This is a genomic window from Pseudomonas azerbaijanoccidentalis, assembly GCF_019145495.1.
Classification (GTDB): Bacteria; Pseudomonadota; Gammaproteobacteria; order Pseudomonadales; family Pseudomonadaceae; genus Aquipseudomonas; species Aquipseudomonas azerbaijanoccidentalis.
The window spans coordinates 1-18,814 of sequence record NZ_JAHSTU010000005.1 but is presented as its reverse complement, the minus strand read 5'-3'; the positions used below and the strand labels follow the sequence as shown (position 1 = coordinate 18,814).

Sequence of the window (18,814 nt, the reverse complement as noted above, 5' to 3'; positions counted from 1 at the left end):
GGTGTACTGCCTCAGGGTACTCCCATCCACGCCAACGCCGGTGATCAATGTCTACTCATCGACGGCCTGCGCGAACTCCAGCGTCTGTGGCCTGGGTAATCGGGCGCGACAATCCACTCGGATCCAGCGCTGCAGGCCGTCGTCTTTCAATGTCAGCGCCGTGCCGCTCAACGGCTGGCCGTCGAGGGTCATCAAGGTGAGGGGCGAACTGCCCTGACGCACATCGAAGTGATACAGGGTTGTACCGAAGCGGTAATGCAGCTTGAAGCCCGACCAGTCGACGGGGATCAGCGGATCGAGACTAAGCGTGTGACCGCTGCGTTGTACGCCCAACAATGACTCGACAATCAGCCGGTACATCCAGCCGGCCGAACCGGTGTACCAGGTCCAGCCACCTCGTCCGGCATGGGGTGGGGCGCCGTAGACGTCGGCGGCCATGACATACGGCTCGACCCTGTAGGTGTCTATTCGAGCGACGTTGGCAGGGTCAGCCGGGTTGATAAGATTCAGCACCTCCCACGCTTTGCCGGCATCCCCCAATTGCGCGAACGCCATGCCCGCCCAAACGGCAGCATGGGTGTACTGCCCGCCATTTTCGCGCACGCCAGGTACGTAGCCCTTGATATAGCCCGGGTCCAGTGCACCCTTGTCAAAGGGTGGGTCAAGTAGCAATACGGCGCGGATTTCGCGCTTGATCAAATGTTCGTCCAGTGACTGCATGGCCTTGATCTGGCGATTGGCTGAGCCGGCAGTGGACAGAACCGACCAGCTTTGGGCAATGGAATCAATGCGACACTCATCGTTGCTCGCCGAGCCGAGCAGTTGCCCGTCATCGAACCAGGCGCGGCGGTACCAGGCGCCATCCCAGGCACTGTGTTCAAGGTTGCGTTGCAGTGTTGCTGCGCTGTCGCTGCAGCGTTGGGCGAAGGGGTGATCACCGTACAGGCGAGCAGTCACGGCAAATTGCTCCAACACCTGATAGCTGAAGAAACCCAGCCAGACACTTTCACCTTCACCCAATTGGCCGACGCGATTCATGCCGTCGTTCCAGTCCCCGGAACCCATCAACGGCAAACCATGATGACCGCGGCGCAAGCTGTGTTCGATGGCGCGTACGCAGTGCTGATACAACGACTCTTGCAGTGACGAGCTCACCGGCAGGTCATAGTAAGACTCTTCTCCGGCCGCCAGTTGGCGTCCTTCCAGATACCCGACCGGCTCTTCGAGCACAGCCACGTCCGCGGTCATTTCAACATAGCGGTTGGTGGCGGCTACCAGCCATAGAAAGTCATCGGAGCAGGCGGTACGAACACCTCGATTCATCGGCGGATGCCACCAATGCTGCACGTCGCCCTCCACATACTGATGGCCGGCACACAGCAACAGATGCGCGCGCACAGCCGCCGGATCGGCGTGGATCATTGCCATGCTGTCCTGCAACTGGTCGCGAAAACCGATGGCACCTCCCGATTGGTAATAGCCGCTTCGGGCCTGGAAACGGCAGGCGATGATCTGATACATCAGCCAGCCGTTGACCATGACATCGACCGCGGGAGCGTCGGTTTCGATACGAATGACCCCGAGCAACGAGCGCCAGTGTTCCCGAACCTTTTGTAACTGTTCGGCGGCGGTTACGCTGCCCCGATATCGCTGCACCAGCCGGGTGGCGTCGTTGCTCGAAGTGGCTGCCCCCAGGCGCAGGATGACTTCCCTGGTCTCGCCATCGGTGAGATCGACCGACACTTGCAGGGCCGCACAAGGGTCCAGGCCGCCCCCCATGCGCCCGGACAACCCGGCGTGTTGCATCGCTGCCGGGGAGGCCAGGGTGCCGCTGCGGCCAACGAATTCCGTTCGATCACCGCTCACACCGTGATCGACGGTATCGGTGTCGAAAAACGCCACCCGCTCGGAAAACTCCACAGAGTAGGCGTTGCGGGCGAAGAGGGCGCCGGTGGCCGGGTCGGACTGGGTGACCACATGCATCGCCGCTTTGCTGCGCAGATCGCCCAAAACCCACTCTGCATAGCCAGTGACCGACAGTGATCGGGTGCGTCCCGAGCGGTTGCTCAACAAAAGCCGTGAGAATTTGATCGGTGCATCCAGCGCCACATAGATCCACAACTCGCTGTGAATACCGTCCTCTTCATGTTCGAACACGCTGTAACCGAAACCGTGGCGCGTCTGGTAAGCGCCTTTTCCAGGGCAGGGTTGAGGTGCGGCAGACCAGAAGTGCCCGGTCTCTTCATCCCGCAGATAAATGGCTTCACCACCTCGATCGGTGACCGGGTCGTTGTGCCAGGGCGTCAGGCGAAACTCATGCGCATTTTCGGCCCAGGTGTAGGCGCTGCCGGTTTCGGAGACCACCGTACCGAAGTGTGCGTTAGCGATCACGTTGACCCATGGGGCCGGTGTCGGATTGGCCGCCAGCCCGCTGATGATGTATTCACTGCCATCGGCGCTGAACCCGCCATACGCGTTGTCCAGAAGTAGCGCCGAAGGTTTGGGCTGAGTGAGGGCCGGCCGCGTCTGATATTGCCGCGTTGCAATGAATGGCGCGTGTACCGGCGATACTTTGCGACGATGAATCTGCTCCGCCAGGCTGCCCGAACCTTCGTTCAACACCAACCTGGCAACTGAGAGCACCAGCACGCGATCTTCGTTCGACAGCTGTTGCACTGCACGTACAAAAATCCCGCCCGGACGATCCAGCAGGGTGGCTTCACTGCCGGAAGTGATCAAACCCATGATGGCGTCCTGCAGTTGCTGGCGATAACCGGCCTGGTCCTCGTTCCAGATCAACAGGTCGACCACCAGTCCTTTTTGCCGCCAATAGGCGTGGGCCTGAATCAACTGCCGCACCAGGGCGATGTTGTCCAGGCTCTGGATTTGTAGCAAAACAATGGGCAGGTCGCCGGAGATCGCCTGACCCCACAGCCCCGACTGATTGCGCCGATTGGCGATCAGCACGGCGTTGTCGGCGCGCATCGAGGTGTTCGCATACAGCAGCGACGAGGCCATCTGTTCGAACAGGCGGGCGTCGGTCAGCGAGATGTTGAGCTGGCGCAGCAACACCTGGCTATGGGTCCAGGACAGGTCGAACACCCGGTCGGCGAGGTGGCGGTCGCGGTATTTGTTGATCAGGTAGAGGCAGTCATCACGGCTGTCGGCGACGCCGGTGACCAGGTCGATGGTGGCCTGTTGGCCGGGTTGCAAGGTAATCCTGCAGCGAATCGCGACTACCGGGTCCAGCACCGGGCCTGCGCTGCCTGACAAGTGCAGGCAATCGGCATCGAGAGCGGCAGGTGACACCAGGCTGCGCCCTCGACCGATGAAGCGGGCACGATCGGTTTCATACGAGATCGCATCGATGTCCACGCCGTGTGCCGCCAGCAAATGGCACATCCAGGGCGTGGGTTCATCGCTGGCCCGGGGACGGCGGCTGCAGACAATGGCCTGGAGCTCCGGCAGCAGTTCGGTCTGCACGAACAGCTTGCTGAACGCCGGGTGCATGGCGTCACTGGCGGGGGACGTCAGCACAACTTCGGCATACGTGGTGATTTCAAGTGTCTTGGATGATGACGCTCGATTGGTGACATGCAGGCGGCGCAGTTCGATGTCGTCTTCAGGCGAAACGACAATCTCCATGTGCGTGTCGAAATCCAGGTTACGCGCCCGGAACTCTGCCCGGGAGTCGCTGAAGATCGCTTCGTGGCTCTCGGTCTGACGCAACGTGGGTTGATGTGCGGCCGACCAGAACGCATTGGACTGCACGTCGCGCAGGTAACAGAACATCCCCCAATTGTCCTGGGAAATATCCTCCTGCCAACGGGTGACGGCCATGTCGTGGCGGCGGCTGTATCCACCGCCCCCGCTGGTCAACATGACATGGAAGCGACCGTTGGAGAGCAGTTGCACGGCAGGACGTTTACGGCCCGGGTCAGCGAACACCCGAAGCCCGGCGTCCTGGCTCTGGCCGCCATCGCCGAGCACCGGCGACTGTGCGGTTTGCAAATACGGCGCGGCGGATTTGGGCACGCGTTCCTGCAACAGCAGCAGCGCCGATTGCAGCGCGGGGTCCGCCTCGAAGCGTCGTTGCATGGGTTGATCGAGCAAAAGGCTGGTCAAGGCCAGAAAACTCATGCCCTGGTGATGCGCCATGAACGAGCGGACCACGGCGGCGTTTTGGCCACGTGGCAAGCGGGCCTCGGTGTAGTCGACCGCCTCATACAACCCAAACCGCCCCGAAGAGCCTTGCAGGGCGAGTCGCTGCAGGTTTTTGCAGGCCGCATCGGCATCGACCATTAACGCCAGGGCGCTGGCGTAAGGCGCTATCACGACGTCATTGCTCAGCCCGCGCTGGAGTCCCAGGGCCTGTACACCGAAGGCGCGATATTGATAATTGAAATGGGCATCGAGGGTGTAATAACCCGACTCTGAAACACCCCAGGGAATGCCCAGCAGGTTGCCGTGTTCGATCTGCACCGCCACGGCGGCGCGGCACGTCTGGTCCAGCAGGCTGCCGTCATAGTTGGGCATGACGAGCATGGGCATCAGGTATTCGAACATTGAACCTGACCAGGACAGTAACGTCGGTACGCCAGCGTTTTCTCCCAGCAGCCTTCCCAGGGTGAACCAGGCGCGTTGGGGGATTTGCCCTTGAGCGATGGCCACGTAATTGGTCAGCCGTACCTCGGAAGCCAGCAGGTCGTAATAACCGCTATCGAGCCTGCGGTCATCGGCGTTGTAACCGATGACGAACAGGTCACGCTGGTGGTCGAACAGCAACGAGAAGTCCATTTGCGCCAGTGAGGTCGATAACTGTGTCAGACGCTCCAGGGTTTGCAGACTCTTCCTGGCTGCACTTTGCACTCGCTCGACTTGAAGCTGATGTTCCGCTGCCCAGTCGGCGAGGTTCAGGTCTGCCAGTTGTCGCAAGCTGCGCAGTGCTGCGTGAGTGCCAAGCAAGGGGGCAGGGAGTCGATAGCGCTGCAGTTCTTCTGACCAGTCGATGCATTGACGGCTGAACACTTCGCTCCAGTAGAGACTTTCTTCGTCAACGCCCGCGGGTGTGTCCGCCAGCTTCTTGCAAGCCGCGTGCAACAAGTCTTCCAGCGCCTCGGGGGGGATCGCTGTCGGGGCCTGCTCAAGCATTTTTCGCAGTTCATTGAGCGATGCTTCATCAGCGCCCGCAGCACGCTGGGCCTCTGCAAGAATATCCAGCGTGTCGCGCAGGCCCTTGATCACCGCTGGGCCGAACAACGGAGCGTCTGCCAGCTGCGTCAGGCCGGCGCTCAGGGTTAGCAGCAGACCGGCCAGATTTCCGCTGTCTACGGTGGACACGTAAAGTGGGTGCAGGGGCTTCAGGGTCTGCGTGTCGTACCAGTTGTAGAAGTGCTGCCGATAACGCTCCAGACCGTCCATGCTGTCCAGCGACGCCGCCAACCGTGTCAGCAGCCGTTCGGTGCTCAAGTAAGCGAAGTCATGAGCGGCCAAGTGAGCGAGCAAAGACATGCCCATATTGGTGGGCGAGGTGCGATGGGCAATGGCGGGTCTGGGTTCTTCCTGCACGTTGTCCGGTGGTAACCAGTGATCCTCGGGCCCGACGTATTGATCGAAGAATGCCCAGGTTTTGCGCGCCAGCAACCGCAGGAAGCGCAATTGCTCTGCCGAGGGTTCGAACACCGACTGTTTGGGGGCCGAGCTGAGTCGCCAGGCGATCCAGGGCCCGGCGAACCACGACAACAGCAGGGGACTGGCAATGGCCAGCGTCTGCGGGTGGTCCGCCAGCAAGGCCAGCGAGACCAGGGCCGATACCGGCTCGATCCACATCTGGCGGTAGAGGCCGGACAGCCGGTTTTCAGTGCTGCGCTCCACCTCGCGCGAGGGCTGCCATTGCAACAGCCGGCGGCGGCTGAAGACGATTCGCCAGAGGGAACGCAAGACTGCATCGGCGCTATAGAACATCTCGAAGGGCAGCCAGGCGAGCGCCAGGCCAGCCCTGACAAGGTCCTGTCCCAGATCACCCAGCAGCGCCTGCAAGTACTGCCCATAGGGCACATTCGCGGGGGGCTGCATCAGGTCGGTCACCGCACGGAGCAACGGCTGAATCACCAGCAACCCGACGACTGTAAGCGTCCAGACGAGGGGCGCGCTGCTGGCGAACCATCCCCATGAAAGCATCAGCAATAGCGCCAACGGTTCCAGACTGCGTCGCAGATTGTCCAGAATCTTCCAGCGTGCCATGACGCTCAGCCGGTTGTGCACCCAGTCCCCCTCGGCGTTGCGCACCCAGGGCAGTGTCCACGGCAGCAACTGCCAGTCGCCGCGAACCCAGCGATGCCGTCGTTTGACATCGGCACCGAAGCGCGAGGGGTATTGCTCGTAAAGTTGCACATCGCTGAGCAGCCCGGATCGGGCGTAACAGCCTTCGATCAAGTCGTGGCTGAGAATCTGGTTATCCGGCAAGCAACCTTCCAACGCGCAGGTAAACGCATCCACATCGTAGATGCCCTTGCCGATGAACGAGCCTTGTTGGAACAGATCCTGATAAACGTCCGACACCGCCCGGGTGTACGGATCGACCCCGGCATCGCTACCGAACAGCCGGGCGTAGATCGAGCGCGTGGCACTGGTCAAGCTGATACCGACTCGGGGTTGCAACACGGCGTAGCCGGACATGATCTGCTCGCCAGCGCTATCGAATAACGGACGATTCAATGGGTGCATCATCGCCGCGACGCATTGGCGGGCGACATCGCGCGGTAACAGGGTGTCGGTGTCCAGGGTGATCACGTAACGCACCCCGCTCAACGGCGTGATGTCGCCGATAATGGCATCGAAACGTTCCTTTCCCTGGCCGCGCAACAAGGCATTGAGCTCGATCAACTTGCCGCGTTTGCGCTCATGGCCCATCCACACCCGTTCACTTGCGTTCCAGCGACGCGGCCGGTGCAACAGGAAGAACCGGTCGCCCAAGCCGTCTGCGTACTTTTGGTTGAGCAGGGTGATTGCACGGGTAGCCTGGGTCAGCAGCTCGGCGTCCTGAGGCTCCGACGCTTGCGCGGCATCCAGGAAATCGCTGAGCAAGGCGAAATACAGGTTGCTGTCGCGGTTGGCGAGAAAGCGCACTTCCAGGCCTTCCACCAACTCGTCCACATCGGCCAGGCTGGCGATCAGCGTCGGGATCGCCACCAGGCTTCTCGCGGCATCGGGAATACCGCTGGCGTAATCCATTTTCGGCAACACTGCCGGCACCAGGCTGAACGTCACCAACCAGTTGATCAGCCCGATCGCCAGTCGACTGGTCATGATCAGGCAGGGTATCGCCAACACCAGAAGCGCCATCGGCGGCATCCCGTCGCGTTGTGCAGAGGCCAACAGCGGCCAGGCGAAGATGAACGTCAGAAAAGCCACGGGTGACAGATAAAAAATCAGCGGCGACTGCTGCAATAAGCGCTTCCAGCGCTCATGCAGCGGCACCCGGGCGTTGATACGTCGTTCCAGCGTCGGCAGCCCTGCGCCGATCAGGTAATAGCCGACGTGACGAGCCAGCAGTTTGCAGGAGACCGAAGTGGTAGAGGCGCTGGCGAGATTGATCGCCACCCGGGCGACCTGGATTTCCGAGTGCTGGGGGCTTCTTCGGGCAAGGCGTTCAATGACATGTCGGTAGCTGTCACGGGTACCAAAATCCATCGCCCGGTAGACCGCCGCCGGATCTTCACTGAGGATCTGTTCCACATGACTCATCGATTCTACGAACTCGCGCCAGTCTGTGGCCGACAGCAAGCGCAAGCTGCCGATGCTGTTGCTGATGGACACCTGATCTGCTGCCTGTTGTTGCGCATCCAGTTGCACCTGGCGTTCGATGCTGGAACCGGTCTCACTGAGCATCTGCTCAATCCAGTTCAGCGGTAGGGCCAGGGCAGCGCTCTGACCCTGCAGGCGGCGGGTGAATTCGGCGACGAAGGCCGGGGTCATGGGCGGCGTGGAGCGGGCCATGTCGGCAACGGTCAACACCACATTCTTGTTGTCACGCTCCGAGGTTTCGATCAGACGCTCGGCCCAGTCATCGGCCAGATTGCGATCGTCGGCGTTGGCCATGACCCGCGAGGCCACTCGCCGCAGGTTTTCGATCAGCGCCAGACGCAACATGATCGGTATCGCCCACAGCTCCCCAAGCGCCAGTGGCATCACGGTCTGATAGGAAAAAATGAAGCGGCTCAGGCTTTGCTCATCGACTCGGCCATCCCCATGGGAGATGGTCTCCTGCGCAATGTCATAAACGCGCGGCAGCCCGGCAGATGGGCCATTGAGCAGACGTGGCAATTCACGACTGTAGCCCTTGGGTAGATGCGTTCTGGCGGTGCGGATGTGATCCTCGACCAGAAAAAAGTTATCCAGCAACCATTCTGCTGCGGGCGTTACCCTTCTACTGGACATTTGCGCGTTGGTCAGCGCGGTACAACTGCGTTTGAGCAGTTGCTCGTTATCATCGAGTCTGCTCAGCATCGAGTCCCGTGCGGATAACGCCGTCAGGCGATGCTGCCCGGCAAGGGCGATGCCGTGAGTCGCCATCTGATCGGCGCTGAAAAGCTCCGAACGCAAGATCGGTTCGTACTCGAATCGGGTACGGGAATAGCGACCGGTTCGCCAAAAGCCGGACGAGCGGGAAAGCGCCCTCTGTATGCGTGTCCATATGCTGTTCATAAAGTCCTGCGCCTGAAACGCACGAATACAATTGCGCGCATTTTGAGAAGTGCGCCAACGCATTGCGCCAGCACCGAGCAGCGCCTTTTGGACGTAGCTTTTCAGACTGGAGTTTGAGGACCAGGAGGGCTGCCCGTCTGTTCGCTGGCGAACATAGCCGGACCGCAGCGCCTCAGCTCACGCCTTGCATTCGCAATGACCGCTGCTGTCCGCAAGCTGGTCATTAGGCGCGCGCGGCTAAAAGCGGTTCATATTTTTTGGATGCATCGAGATGGGCTTTGGGTGGTGCGCCGGTAGGTACTGACGGATCGACATTTTAAATTGTTCATCAGCTTCGCCTCGGAGCCAAGGCGAATCGATTGGAATTGTGAACGACAGCTTCTGGCCGATTTCTGCTTTTCACGAGGGGCAAAAAACGGCTGTGGATTCAACTGGGCGCTGTGATCGAAGGTGTGGCCCGAATGTAGCGAAGCTGCATTCAGGCCTTAGGGGGTTACTCGTGTGAATGTCCGTGCTCAGCGCTCTCGGACGTTGTGCCTTTCTCACTACCGCCGCAGGCCGTCATCAGGCCCAGGAAGCAGATCAGGAGCATCGAGCGAATCATCGTGGTTGGGGTTTTCATAGGAAAGACTCTTCAAGAAATGGGTGAGATAAATGGTCCGTCGTCATGCTGATCGCCGAATTTTCGGCAGTAGACCAGCCCTCGCTGCTTCGGATTACTGTTTGACGTTCAAGTAATCGCCGGTCGTTTTCAGTGCGATGGTCACATCGTTGTTGCTGCGATTACGCCAGAACCAACCATGGGTGCCGTCAAAAATGGCGGTGAATTCACCTTTATCCCCTTTGACTTGCTTGCCCTTGTTGTAGCTGTGGAAGTAACCCTTTTCACCGTTGTAGGGCTCACCATGGGTGTCGAAGTTCACAGGCCCACCCACCGCAGTCCATTCATAGCTGACAGACTTGCCCTTCAAGACTTCGAGCTTTATTTCCGTCCCTTCACCTGGCTTTAGCGTGACGCTCATTTGATTCGTCTTCAGAGCTGGAGTGGGTGTGGGCGCCGGCTGAACAACCGCTTTCGCAATAGGCTGGAGTTGCGCAACCTGCGGAGCTGGAGCTGGAGCTGGAGCTGGAGCTGGAGCTGGAGCTGGAGCTGGAGCTGGAGCTGGAGCCGGGGCAACTGGTTGAGGTGGCGCGGCATCCGCCAAAGCTTCCTGAGCAAGGATGATCTTCAGTTCGCCCATTTGGGTCAGTCCCAGCGCGCGGCCCAGACCCGTAGGGTCAACGGCATATTCCGAAGGCATGACCACTGTCACCAGCAATCCGACCGCAGTCAGCAGGGCAATAACAGTGGAGCGCACCAGTTTGCGAGTGCTTGGCAATTCATTAACAGTTGGAAGCGGGGTATTGAACATGGTCAGAATTCCTTACGCGGAGACAAACAGGCCGGTTATCTGGTAGCCCATCAGGAGGAAACCAGCACTCATCATGGCGACGTTGGCGGTATAGGCGTGGCGCCAGAAACTGCCGGTGCGCCGCCAATACCCCATCAGAATGAGAATCGCGCTGAGGGCCAGCAGCTGGCCGATCTCAACACCAACGTTGAAGGCGATCAGGTTCGGAATCAGGCCATCAGGTGAGATCTCGTATTCCTGGATCTTCGTCGCCAGACCAAACCCGTGCAGCAAGCCAAATATCAGCGTGGCCACTTTGGTGTTGGGTTGGAAACCGAACCAGCGCTGGAACGCGCCCAGGTTGTCGAGCGACTTGTAAACCACCGAGAAACCGATGATGGCGTCGATGATGTAGGCGCTGATGCTGATCTCATTCAGCACGCCCAGCAGCAGCGTGACCGAGTGGCCCACGGCGAATAGCGTGACGTAAAGTCCAACATCCTTCAGGCGATAGAGGAAGAAGATCACCCCGAACAAAAACAGCAGATGGTCGTAGCCCGTCATCATGTGCTTGGCGCCCATGTAGATGAAGGGCAGCAACATGACGCCGGTGCTTTCCTGGATGAAGCCCTTGTCACCTTCCGCGACGGCGTGAGCCATCGCCTCGGGCATTCCGAGGAAAAGTGCAGCGACAAGTAAAAACAACAGCAAAGCGGGGCGGTGCGAAGTCGCAGTAAACGCGCCGACACCGCTCATCGAGTACGAATGCATAGATCAATCCTACGTTGCAGAGATCGAAGGCCGCAGTGCGGCCATGGTCAGGATGCAAACGAAGGACGGGGTGGACGCTCGATCAAGAATATCGGCGGCAGGGGAACAGAGTCTCGAAGCGCATCGACCCGGATGGATAGCATTGGGGATGTCGCCAGCATCAATGCGGCTGAGAGTTGCGGTGTCTCGTGCTGGTGGTCAGGGGTCAATGGCGAGTGATAGTGATCTGAAAGACTTGAGTAGCTGGATGAAGCCTCTTCGCCATGGGAGTGATGGGCATCTTGAGTGATCTCCCAGGTTGGCTGTTTCGACGTCACTGATAACGAATAGGTATGCCCGGCCCAAGCCACCAACATGGCGAGAGCAAGTGCGATTACCACCGTCGTTGTCAGTGTTCTGCTGAACATGGCGTTAGGGTTTCAACTCGGTTTATAGGGCTTTTACGCGTTTGACCACATCCCCCTAGGGGGGATAGGATGCCAGCGTAATTCATTGAGGCCTGAGGCTCAAGTCATGAGTGAGCACGAACACGAACACAGCCATCCCCACACCCACCAAAGTCATGAGGCGATCATCAAACGTCTCAAACGGGCGGATGGGCATTTACGCGGCATCATCACCATGATCGAAGAGGGTCGTGAGTGCGTGGACATCGCCCAGCAGCTGCATGCGGTTGAAAAAGCAGTGTGCCAGGCCAAACGTACGCTCATCCAGGATCACATTGATCACTGCCTGGAGGACACCGTTTCGGCGCTAGGCAATGGCGAGCGCGCACCACTGGAAGCTTTCAAGCAAATCACCAAGTACCTCTAGGTCTGACATGACCAACCAGTCTTGGCAAATCTTAGGGACTACGGTCGTCTATCTGGCCATCGACGATGCTGGTCGTCGATCACATAAGGGTGTTCATGATCGGAACCCTCTTGGCCGTCGAAGTGAGTGTGATCGTCCGGCAAATTCTCATGGGTGTGTTTGATCGACTCTTGGTCATGCGCCGGACGCCAGATCACAATACTGACCACCAGTGCGCCACCGGCCACAATAGCTAGCCCAACAAACGACGCCGTAAGGCTGATGTTGGCACCCAGCCACCCCGCAAGTGGGTAGGTAATCAACCAGCAGGCATGGGACAACGCAAATTGGGCGGCGAACAATGCCGGGCGATCTTCGGCATGCGCCGAGCGACGCAACAGCCGACCGCTCGGGGTTTGCGCCAGGGAATAGCCCACACCGAGCAACATCCACAACGGCAACAGGAAACTGTAGGTGGTCAGGTTGATGCCAACGGCCAAGCCTACTACCAAAATCCCTCCGCCAAGCAGCATGGCCGTTCGGTCTTTGATGTCTTTCAAAAGCCGAGGTAAGACCATAGCAGCGATCATGGAGCCGCCGCCAAACGCGGCCAGCGCCAATGCCGTAGAACTCTGCGGCAGAGCGAAGCGCGACTGCACCAGCACTACCGTATTGACGATAACCATGGCACTGGCAGCAGCTACTGTCAGGTTTAGAGCCAGCAGCCCTCGCAGGCGCGGCGTCGCCAGGAATATGCGCATGCCACGGGTGGTTCGCTCATAGATGCTGCGTCGTGGTGTTTGCTTCGGTTGAGGCAGCAGCACTTTGCCGACCAAGGCCGCTGAGGCAAGGAACCCAATGACAGTGCCGGCGAACAGGTTGTGGAAGCTGATCACTGTCAGCAGTGCTGCGGCGAGCATAGGGCTGGCGACGCTTTCGAGATCGTAGGCCAGACGCGATAGCGACAAGGCACGGGTGTAGTCTTCTTCATCCGGAAGTATGTCTGGAATGGTCGCCTGGAATGTCGGAGTGAACGCTGCTGAGGCTGACTGAAGGACGAAAATCAGTACGTAGATTTGCCAGACCTCGGTCACGAACGGCAGAGCCAGCGCAACCAAGGCTCGCACTAAATCCAGCGAAACCAGCATTGCCCGACGGGGGAGACGCTCTGCAAAAGCCGCTGCAATAGGCGCAACGCCGATGTAGGCCGTCATCTTAATCGCCAACGCTGTACCAAGGACGGCACCCGCTTGGGCACCTGCAAGATCGAATGCCAGTAGGCCCAGCGCGACAGTGGCAAGACCTGTTCCTATGAGCGCAATAACCTGGGCTAGAAAGAGCTGGCGGTAGGTTCGGTTGGCCAGGATTTTCAGCATGAGAAATCTCACATGGAGAGGCGTGCGCCCATCAGGTTGTCGAGCAGTTCTCGAAGAAAGAGAGCGACGAGTTTCTCGTTTACAGGTGTTTTTTACATCCCCCCTAGGGGGATACGCCACCATCCTAAACCAGAGGCAGGGACAGCTCAAGAAATAGGCGCTCGGCCTTTCATCGAAAGTCATGCAGAGAGTGAGAAAGTCGCTTGCCCAATGAAGGCGATGAGCCATAGGCTGCGAAACGTGAGATATCTCACGGATACAAGCCCTGATGAAACAATCCGCCATTTTGATCGCTGCTTAAGTTGTCAGCGTTTATGCGTGTGTTAAATGGAACGTATGGGCGCCGGGGATATCTACCCCCCCATATAAATTGTGGGTGGCCTGATGAAAGAGGTGCAAAGAAAGCTGGCCATTACCGCTTGGCGACAGCTCTTTACTCTGTCCGAAAACCGCATCGACGCGGAGGCCAGGTACTACAGATTGTTGAGGTCTGCTGATGACATGGAGCGCGAAGGCCTGATCACCAGCGCTGAGTGGCTCAAGCTCGCTCAGCAAGCCGGGACGTTGTTCTCTAGCACAGCAGAGTGCATGGCCGGGCCGAAGTAGGGCGAATTTGCGTGATGCCGATCAAAAAGATGATTTGGTGAAAGTCTGCTTATGAAGGAGACAAGGCAGGGTACGCGTTGCCCCCAGGGTCAGAGTCAAGCGCTGGCGTCAGACTAATCGAAGGTGGCAGCATTGGACCAAGCACCTTAAAGGTCATTATTTAACTGAAATCACACCACTTATGTATTGATTCAAATCGCGCAGATCTTTGATGCTCCACGAGTGTGGCGATAGCTTCACACCATTCTCACGCAAGGTTCTTGGTATCAAGTCTCCATTTGGGCGAAGTATTATCGAAGATACAATCACGCCCGGATAATCACTCAATCGTTTTTTGAAAGCGGATGTTGTTAGATCAGGTGTTGGAGGATTACTTTTATTGGCCAGTGGTCCTGTTGCCTTGAGATCCACTCCGTGGCACATGCTGCATCGCGCTTGATAGAGGTTTTTTCCATTAGCGTTATCCGCGAAGGAGAGTAACGGATGGGTCAGCGATAAAATTCCTAGCGAAGCGATGAATAATAATTTCATTGTTTTTTATCTTCCTTGATGAGATCAGCGTCGATTGGACGCGATTTGAAGCACGGGAAAGATATCAGCCATCCCGTCGGCCCTCACAGCCATTTCTGAAGCTCGACTCGTTTTTGATCGATCAGCTCAACATTGCCAGCGCTGGACCGCTTTTTTTAGCTTGCTGAACCGTTTCATCAAGTTTATAAAAATGGCACAACTCCAAGAAAGGCTGCTTCCATGACTCCGCTCAAACTCATTGTTGCCCTTAGCGCAATGTCCGCTGGCTCCCACGCCATGGCCTGGGATTACGTTCTGCTCGATAACGATAAAGCCGCGCAGAATTGGCAGATAACCAGCCAGCAACTCGGCATAAAAACCGACAAACCCTTCAGCGTTACCCTGCGCACCTTGCACGGTGGTCGGCAGGAGGGCGTCAGCATCGTCGACATCGATAACGGCACGATGAAACTCTCGGTAGTGCCGACTCGCGGAATGAACGTCTTGCAGGCCTCGGTCGGCAATGTGCGCATGGGCTGGGATTCGCCAGTCAAAGAAGTGGTCAATCCATCCTTCATCGAACTCAATGGCCGCGGTGGTCTGGGTTGGTTGGAAGGTTTCAATGAGCTGGTCACTCGCTGCGGATACGAATGGGTCGGCCACCCCGGCGTCGACAACGGCGAACTGCTGACGCTGCACGGTCGAGCCGCCAACATTCCTGCAAACAAAGTCACCCTGCATGTCGATGAAATACCACCGTACGCCATCACCCTGCGCGGCGAACTGAAAGAGCAGGCGTTCAAGAAGGTCGACTTCTCGGTTGCGACCGAACTGGTCACCGCACCCGGCAGCGTCGTGTTCGTCCTCAACGACACCCTGACCAACAACGGCGACTATCCGAAGGAATACCAGGCGCTGTATCACAGCAACTTCAGTACCCCGTTCCTGGAGCAGGGCGCTCGTTTCGCCGCGCCGGTGAAACAGGTGTCACCGTTCAACGACAAGGCCAAGGGCGAACTGTCCGACTGGCAAACCTACCGTGCACCGACCAGGGACTACGACGAAACGGTTTACAACGTGGTGCCGTATGCCGATGCCAAGGGCGATACGTTGACCGTGTTGCATAACAAGGCCGGCAGCCTGGGCGTTTCGGTCGGCTTCAATACGCAGACACTGCCCGTGTTTTCCTTGTGGAAAAACACCGATACCCAAGGCCAGGGCTATGTCACGGGGCTGGAACCGGGGACAAGTTTTTCCTACAACCGCCGTTATCAACGTCCACTGAACCTGGTACCAACAATTGGGCCCAAGGAACACAAGCAGTTCCGCATCAGCTACAGCTTGTTGGCGGACAAGGCGGCGGTGGATAAGGCCTTGAAGCAGGTCAGCGAGATTCAGGATGGGAGGGAGACTGAGGTGCGGCAGGCGCCGTTGGTTGATCTGACCAAGGGGTGATACCGGCTGGATATTATCCGTCGATATTGCCGCCCCTCGGCCAAATGTTCGCGTCTGATCCCGTCGGCTTGTTGAAGGTCCGCCAGCGAGCGCGCGACCTTCAGCAGTCGATGGGCTGCTCGCAACGATTTGGCCGCTAGTCATCACTCATCAATGGTGACTAACAGCCCCCTTACATCATCCTCACACCACCGCAGCTGCAATTGTTCTGGAGCGCCAAGCAAAGGCCAGCACCATCAGCAGCCCCAGACCCGCCATTGCCGCTCCGGCCAGGGAAATAGCCGGATAACCCAGCCCGGTATTGATCACCGCTCCACCCAGCGCCGCACCAATCGCGTTGCCGAAGTTGAAGGCACCGATGTTTACCGCTGAGGCCAGATTGGGAGCGTCCTTGGCAGCCTCCATGACGCGCATCTGCAGCGGTGGAACCAGGGCGAAGCTGGCGATACCCCATATCAGGATGGCAACGGCGGCCGGCAGCGGCCAACGCATCAGTACGGTGAACGCCAGCAAGACGAGAATCAGCACGCTCAGCGAAACGATCAGGGTGCGATCTATCGATCGGTCGGCGGCCTTGCCGCCCCACATGTTGCCCAGCGTCAACCCCACACCGAACAGCACCAGCATGGCGGTGATGTAAGCGGTGGAAGCGTGTGTCTCGCTGCTGAGGATTGGCGCGATGTAGGTGAAGACGGTAAACATTGCCCCCGACCCGACTACGGTCAGGGCCAGCGCTCCCAGTACCGGGCCACGGCCCAGCACCCGAATTTCTGCCAGCACACCGACGCTTTTCGGCGCCGGCAGGTTGGGGAGGGCGAACCACAACGAGGCCATAGCTACCACACCGAGACCGGTGATACCCCAGAATGCGGTGCGCCAGCCGAACAGTTCGCCAAACCAGGCGGCCAGCGGCACACCGCCGATGGTTGCCAGGGTCAGGCCCATGAACATCGCCGCGACCGCCCCGGCACGTTTCTCCGGGGCGACAACGCTGGCGGCGACGACGGAGCCAACGCCAAAGAACGCGCCGTGGTTCAGTGAAGTCACCACCCTGGCGACCATGAGGCTGTAGTAATCGGTGGCGAGGGCTGACATCAGATTACCCAAGGTGAAAATCGCCATGAGACCGATCAGCAGATAGCGCCGGGGAATCTTGCCAGTGGTCAGGGTCATCAGCGGCGCGCCGAGCAATACTCCCATCGCGTAAGCACTGACCAACAGACCCGCGGCGGGGATGGAAACGCCGAGATCCGCGGCAATGCCCGGCAACATGCCCATGGGGGCGAACTCGGTAACGCCGATGCCAAAGGCACCAATGGCGAGTGCTACAAGAGGTGGATTGATACTCATGGAAGGCTCCTTATCTATGCCGCCAATGCTACGATTCAACTTTTAGAGGCGGTAGATAGCATTTTCGGCAATCACCTTTGCGTAAGGGGCACAAGTGGACTTCAATGGCAGGTCAGGTGAAATGAGCGTATTCGTCACGGTGGCGCAGGAAGGCAGCCTGTCAGCCGCCGCGCGTGCATTGGGGCTGACACCCTCCGCGGTCAGTCGGATCATCGCACGTGCCGAACAACGTCTTGGCACCCGCCTGCTGTTGCGCACCACACGAGCTATCACCTTCACCGCCGAGGGTGAAGCTTTCCTGCGGGGTGCCCGGCGTATCTTGGCCGACATGGACGAGGTTGAAGAAGCTATTGCCGACCAGGGCGTACCGAAGGGCCGATTGCGCGTCAGCGCCGCTCTTGGCCATGGGCGGCTGGCCATCGTTCCCTTGGTGGCAGCATTCAGCGCCCGTTACCCGAACATCGTCGTCGACCTCGCCCTCGGCGACGAAGTGGTCGACATTCTCGGCGGCCAGGCCGACGTCGCGGTACGTTTTGGCCATCTTCCCGACAGCCCGCTGACCGCGCGCAGGATCGGCGACAGCGGCCAGGTAGTGGTGGCATCGCCCGATTATCTGCAGCGCAACGGCATTCCCCAGGAACCGGAAGACCTGCTACGGCACAACTGCCTGCGCTTTAACTTCCGGCGTGCCGAAACCAACTGGCCGTTCATTCGCGACGCAAAAGCGTTTTCTTTGAAGGTCAGCGGCAACATCGAATGCAGCAGTGGTGAAGCGCTGGCACAACTCGCGCGAGTAGGTGCCGGCATTGCGCGTATCGGCGAGTTCAGCGTGCGCGAGGATCTTCTACGCGGTGACCTTATACCGCTGCTGGAAGCCTGGAACCCCGGCGACCAGGAACCGATTCATGCGGTGTTCGTAGGTGGCTCGGCAATGCCGGTGCGGGTGCGGTTGTTCGTGGACTTCTTGTTGGAACATCACCAAATGTAAGCAGTGGCGTCACTTGGTCCTGCCGGAAGCTCGTGATGCTGTTCGCATTAGGCAAGTAGTGATCAACACATCGTTGGGCGCGCTATCAGTGGGGTGGTCTGCCTGACTGGAACAATCGGATGCCATGGCATTGGTGCCTCGTCTGCACGTCGTACATGGCGACTGGGGAGACCGGCAGTTTCAGCCTGGCTTGAAATCTGCTCTTGATCACCGCCGCCTTCAAAACGACCGGTAGCTATGGGGCGTTTCCTGTCTGTCGCGAGCGACTGAAAACGACCCATTGCAGACGTTCGAGTCAGGGTGCTGCTGGTCGATAGAGTGATTCAGGTGTCGCCTAGCAGCATGATGTGAGTGGCATGGGCATCCTCTGTTCGCATGAAACCGCAGTGCAGGTAAAACGCGTCTCCTTCGGGCGTATCGGTGAAAAGACGCACGCTCCTAAAGCGAAGAGTGGCATGTGCGACCAGCGCTTTTATTAGCGTTTCACCCACGTGTTGACCCCTTGAAGAAGCTGCGACGTAAACCCGTCGCAGCCTTGCCGTATTAGTCTCGACATATGGATCAACTGAAAGGCCTCCGATGGCTATCAGTTGCTGGTTGAAATACGCCGCTATGAGACATTCTCCGGGTGCATCGAAGTGATTCGCTCCGGAGTGCCATTCGGAAATCAGCCGAGTGAGAAATCTAAAACCCTCTTTAACTGCCTCTTTTTCCAAAGCCAGAATCTGTGGCGGCAGGTGCGTGATGTGATGAATCTCGACTTGTTTCATGCATCGTCCTTGATTCGGTGTTAAGCCGCTTTGGCTGGTCGAGAATCTTCGTGTGCACTCTATGAAATATGCAAGTGGCGGTTATCGACCCATAGCGGA

11 protein-coding genes and 1 pseudogene are annotated in these 18,814 nt (G+C 58.6%); 4 read left to right on the top strand and 8 right to left on the bottom strand.

Annotated features, from left to right (window positions below; genetic code table 11):
- Positions 1-51: 51 nt before the first annotated feature.
- From KVG88_RS17670 to KVG88_RS17660, 3 genes are all read right to left on the bottom strand, one after another.
- Positions 52-8,706, bottom strand: coding sequence for a glycoside hydrolase family 94 protein (locus KVG88_RS17670; protein WP_217872147.1), 8,655 nt, complete (start codon positions 8,704-8,706; stop codon positions 52-54).
- Between the two features lie 716 nt (positions 8,707-9,422).
- Positions 9,423-10,118 (bottom strand): transmembrane anchor protein, encoded by a 696-nt coding sequence (locus tag KVG88_RS17665; protein ID WP_217872146.1) that lies wholly within the window; start codon positions 10,116-10,118, stop codon positions 9,423-9,425.
- A gap of 12 nt (positions 10,119-10,130) precedes the next feature.
- Positions 10,131-10,868 carry a HupE/UreJ family protein gene (locus KVG88_RS17660; protein WP_217872145.1) on the bottom strand — a complete coding sequence of 246 codons (738 nt, stop codon included), beginning with the start codon at positions 10,866-10,868 and terminating at the stop codon, positions 10,131-10,133.
- A 513-nt stretch (positions 10,869-11,381) separates the two neighbouring features.
- Between KVG88_RS17660 and KVG88_RS17655 the strand changes: the two genes are divergently transcribed.
- Positions 11,382-11,681, top strand: coding sequence for a metal-sensing transcriptional repressor (locus KVG88_RS17655; protein ID WP_032894820.1), 300 nt, complete (start codon positions 11,382-11,384; stop codon positions 11,679-11,681).
- A 38-nt stretch (positions 11,682-11,719) separates the two neighbouring features.
- Here the strand turns inward: KVG88_RS17655 and KVG88_RS17650 are convergent, their stop codons facing one another.
- The gene (locus KVG88_RS17650) at positions 11,720-13,036 is read right to left on the bottom strand and encodes an MFS transporter (protein WP_217872144.1); all 1,317 of its coding nucleotides are present in this window, start codon (positions 13,034-13,036) and stop codon (positions 11,720-11,722) included.
- Positions 13,037-13,420: 384 nt separating this feature from the next.
- Between KVG88_RS17650 and KVG88_RS17645 the strand changes: the two genes are divergently transcribed.
- Complete coding sequence (locus KVG88_RS17645; RefSeq protein WP_217872143.1) at positions 13,421-13,642, top strand: hypothetical protein; 222 nt, start codon at positions 13,421-13,423, stop codon at positions 13,640-13,642.
- 156 nt (positions 13,643-13,798) lie between these two features.
- Here KVG88_RS17645 and KVG88_RS17640 read toward each other — a convergent pair whose 3' ends face one another.
- Positions 13,799-14,173, bottom strand: a complete 375-nt coding sequence (locus tag KVG88_RS17640; RefSeq protein ID WP_217872142.1) for a cytochrome c — start codon at positions 14,171-14,173, stop codon at positions 13,799-13,801.
- A 219-nt stretch (positions 14,174-14,392) separates the two neighbouring features.
- Here KVG88_RS17640 and KVG88_RS17635 point away from each other — a divergent pair, with 219 nt between their 5' ends.
- The gene (locus KVG88_RS17635) at positions 14,393-15,607 is read left to right on the top strand and encodes an aldose 1-epimerase family protein (RefSeq protein WP_217872141.1); all 1,215 of its coding nucleotides are present in this window, start codon (positions 14,393-14,395) and stop codon (positions 15,605-15,607) included.
- Positions 15,608-15,627: 20 nt separating this feature from the next.
- Here KVG88_RS17635 and KVG88_RS31100 read toward each other — a convergent pair.
- Together KVG88_RS31100 and KVG88_RS17625 are read right to left on the bottom strand one after the other, a co-directional pair.
- Positions 15,628-15,735: pseudogene (locus tag KVG88_RS31100) on the bottom strand (magnesium chelatase subunit ChlI family protein); the annotation flags it as partial.
- A 55-nt stretch (positions 15,736-15,790) separates the two neighbouring features.
- Entirely contained in the window at positions 15,791-16,957 is a 1,167-nt protein-coding gene (locus KVG88_RS17625; RefSeq protein WP_217872140.1) for an MFS transporter, read from the bottom strand.
- Positions 16,958-17,051: 94 nt separating this feature from the next.
- On the opposite strand from KVG88_RS17625, the gene KVG88_RS17620 reads away from it, so the two are divergent.
- Positions 17,052-17,945 (top strand): LysR family transcriptional regulator, encoded by an 894-nt coding sequence (locus KVG88_RS17620; protein ID WP_217872139.1) that lies wholly within the window; start codon positions 17,052-17,054, stop codon positions 17,943-17,945.
- Between the two features lie 323 nt (positions 17,946-18,268).
- Here the strand turns inward: KVG88_RS17620 and KVG88_RS17615 are convergent, their stop codons facing one another.
- The gene (locus tag KVG88_RS17615; protein ID WP_217872138.1) at positions 18,269-18,715 is read right to left on the bottom strand and encodes a GNAT family N-acetyltransferase; all 447 of its coding nucleotides are present in this window, start codon (positions 18,713-18,715) and stop codon (positions 18,269-18,271) included.
- Between the last annotated feature and the right edge of the window lie 99 nt (positions 18,716-18,814).

Excerpts from the sequence above, each read along its gene's own strand:
- KVG88_RS17660 (WP_217872145.1), bottom strand. The coding sequence starts at position 10,868 with ATGCATTCGTACTCGATGAGCGGTGTCGGCGCGTTTACTGCGACTTCG.
- KVG88_RS17615 (WP_217872138.1), bottom strand. The coding sequence starts at position 18,715 with ATGAAACAAGTCGAGATTCATCACATCACGCACCTGCCGCCACAGATT.
- KVG88_RS17635 (WP_217872141.1), top strand. The coding sequence starts at position 14,393 with ATGACTCCGCTCAAACTCATTGTTGCCCTTAGCGCAATGTCCGCTGGC.
- KVG88_RS17650 (WP_217872144.1), bottom strand. The coding sequence starts at position 13,036 with ATGCTGAAAATCCTGGCCAACCGAACCTACCGCCAGCTCTTTCTAGCC.
- KVG88_RS17655 (WP_032894820.1), top strand. The coding sequence starts at position 11,382 with ATGAGTGAGCACGAACACGAACACAGCCATCCCCACACCCACCAAAGT.
- KVG88_RS17625 (WP_217872140.1), bottom strand. The coding sequence starts at position 16,957 with ATGAGTATCAATCCACCTCTTGTAGCACTCGCCATTGGTGCCTTTGGC.
- KVG88_RS17640 (WP_217872142.1), bottom strand. The coding sequence starts at position 14,173 with ATGAAATTATTATTCATCGCTTCGCTAGGAATTTTATCGCTGACCCAT.
- KVG88_RS17665 (WP_217872146.1), bottom strand. The coding sequence starts at position 10,118 with ATGTTCAATACCCCGCTTCCAACTGTTAATGAATTGCCAAGCACTCGC.
- KVG88_RS17645 (WP_217872143.1), top strand. The coding sequence starts at position 13,421 with ATGAAAGAGGTGCAAAGAAAGCTGGCCATTACCGCTTGGCGACAGCTC.
- KVG88_RS17670 (WP_217872147.1), bottom strand. The coding sequence starts at position 8,706 with ATGAACAGCATATGGACACGCATACAGAGGGCGCTTTCCCGCTCGTCC.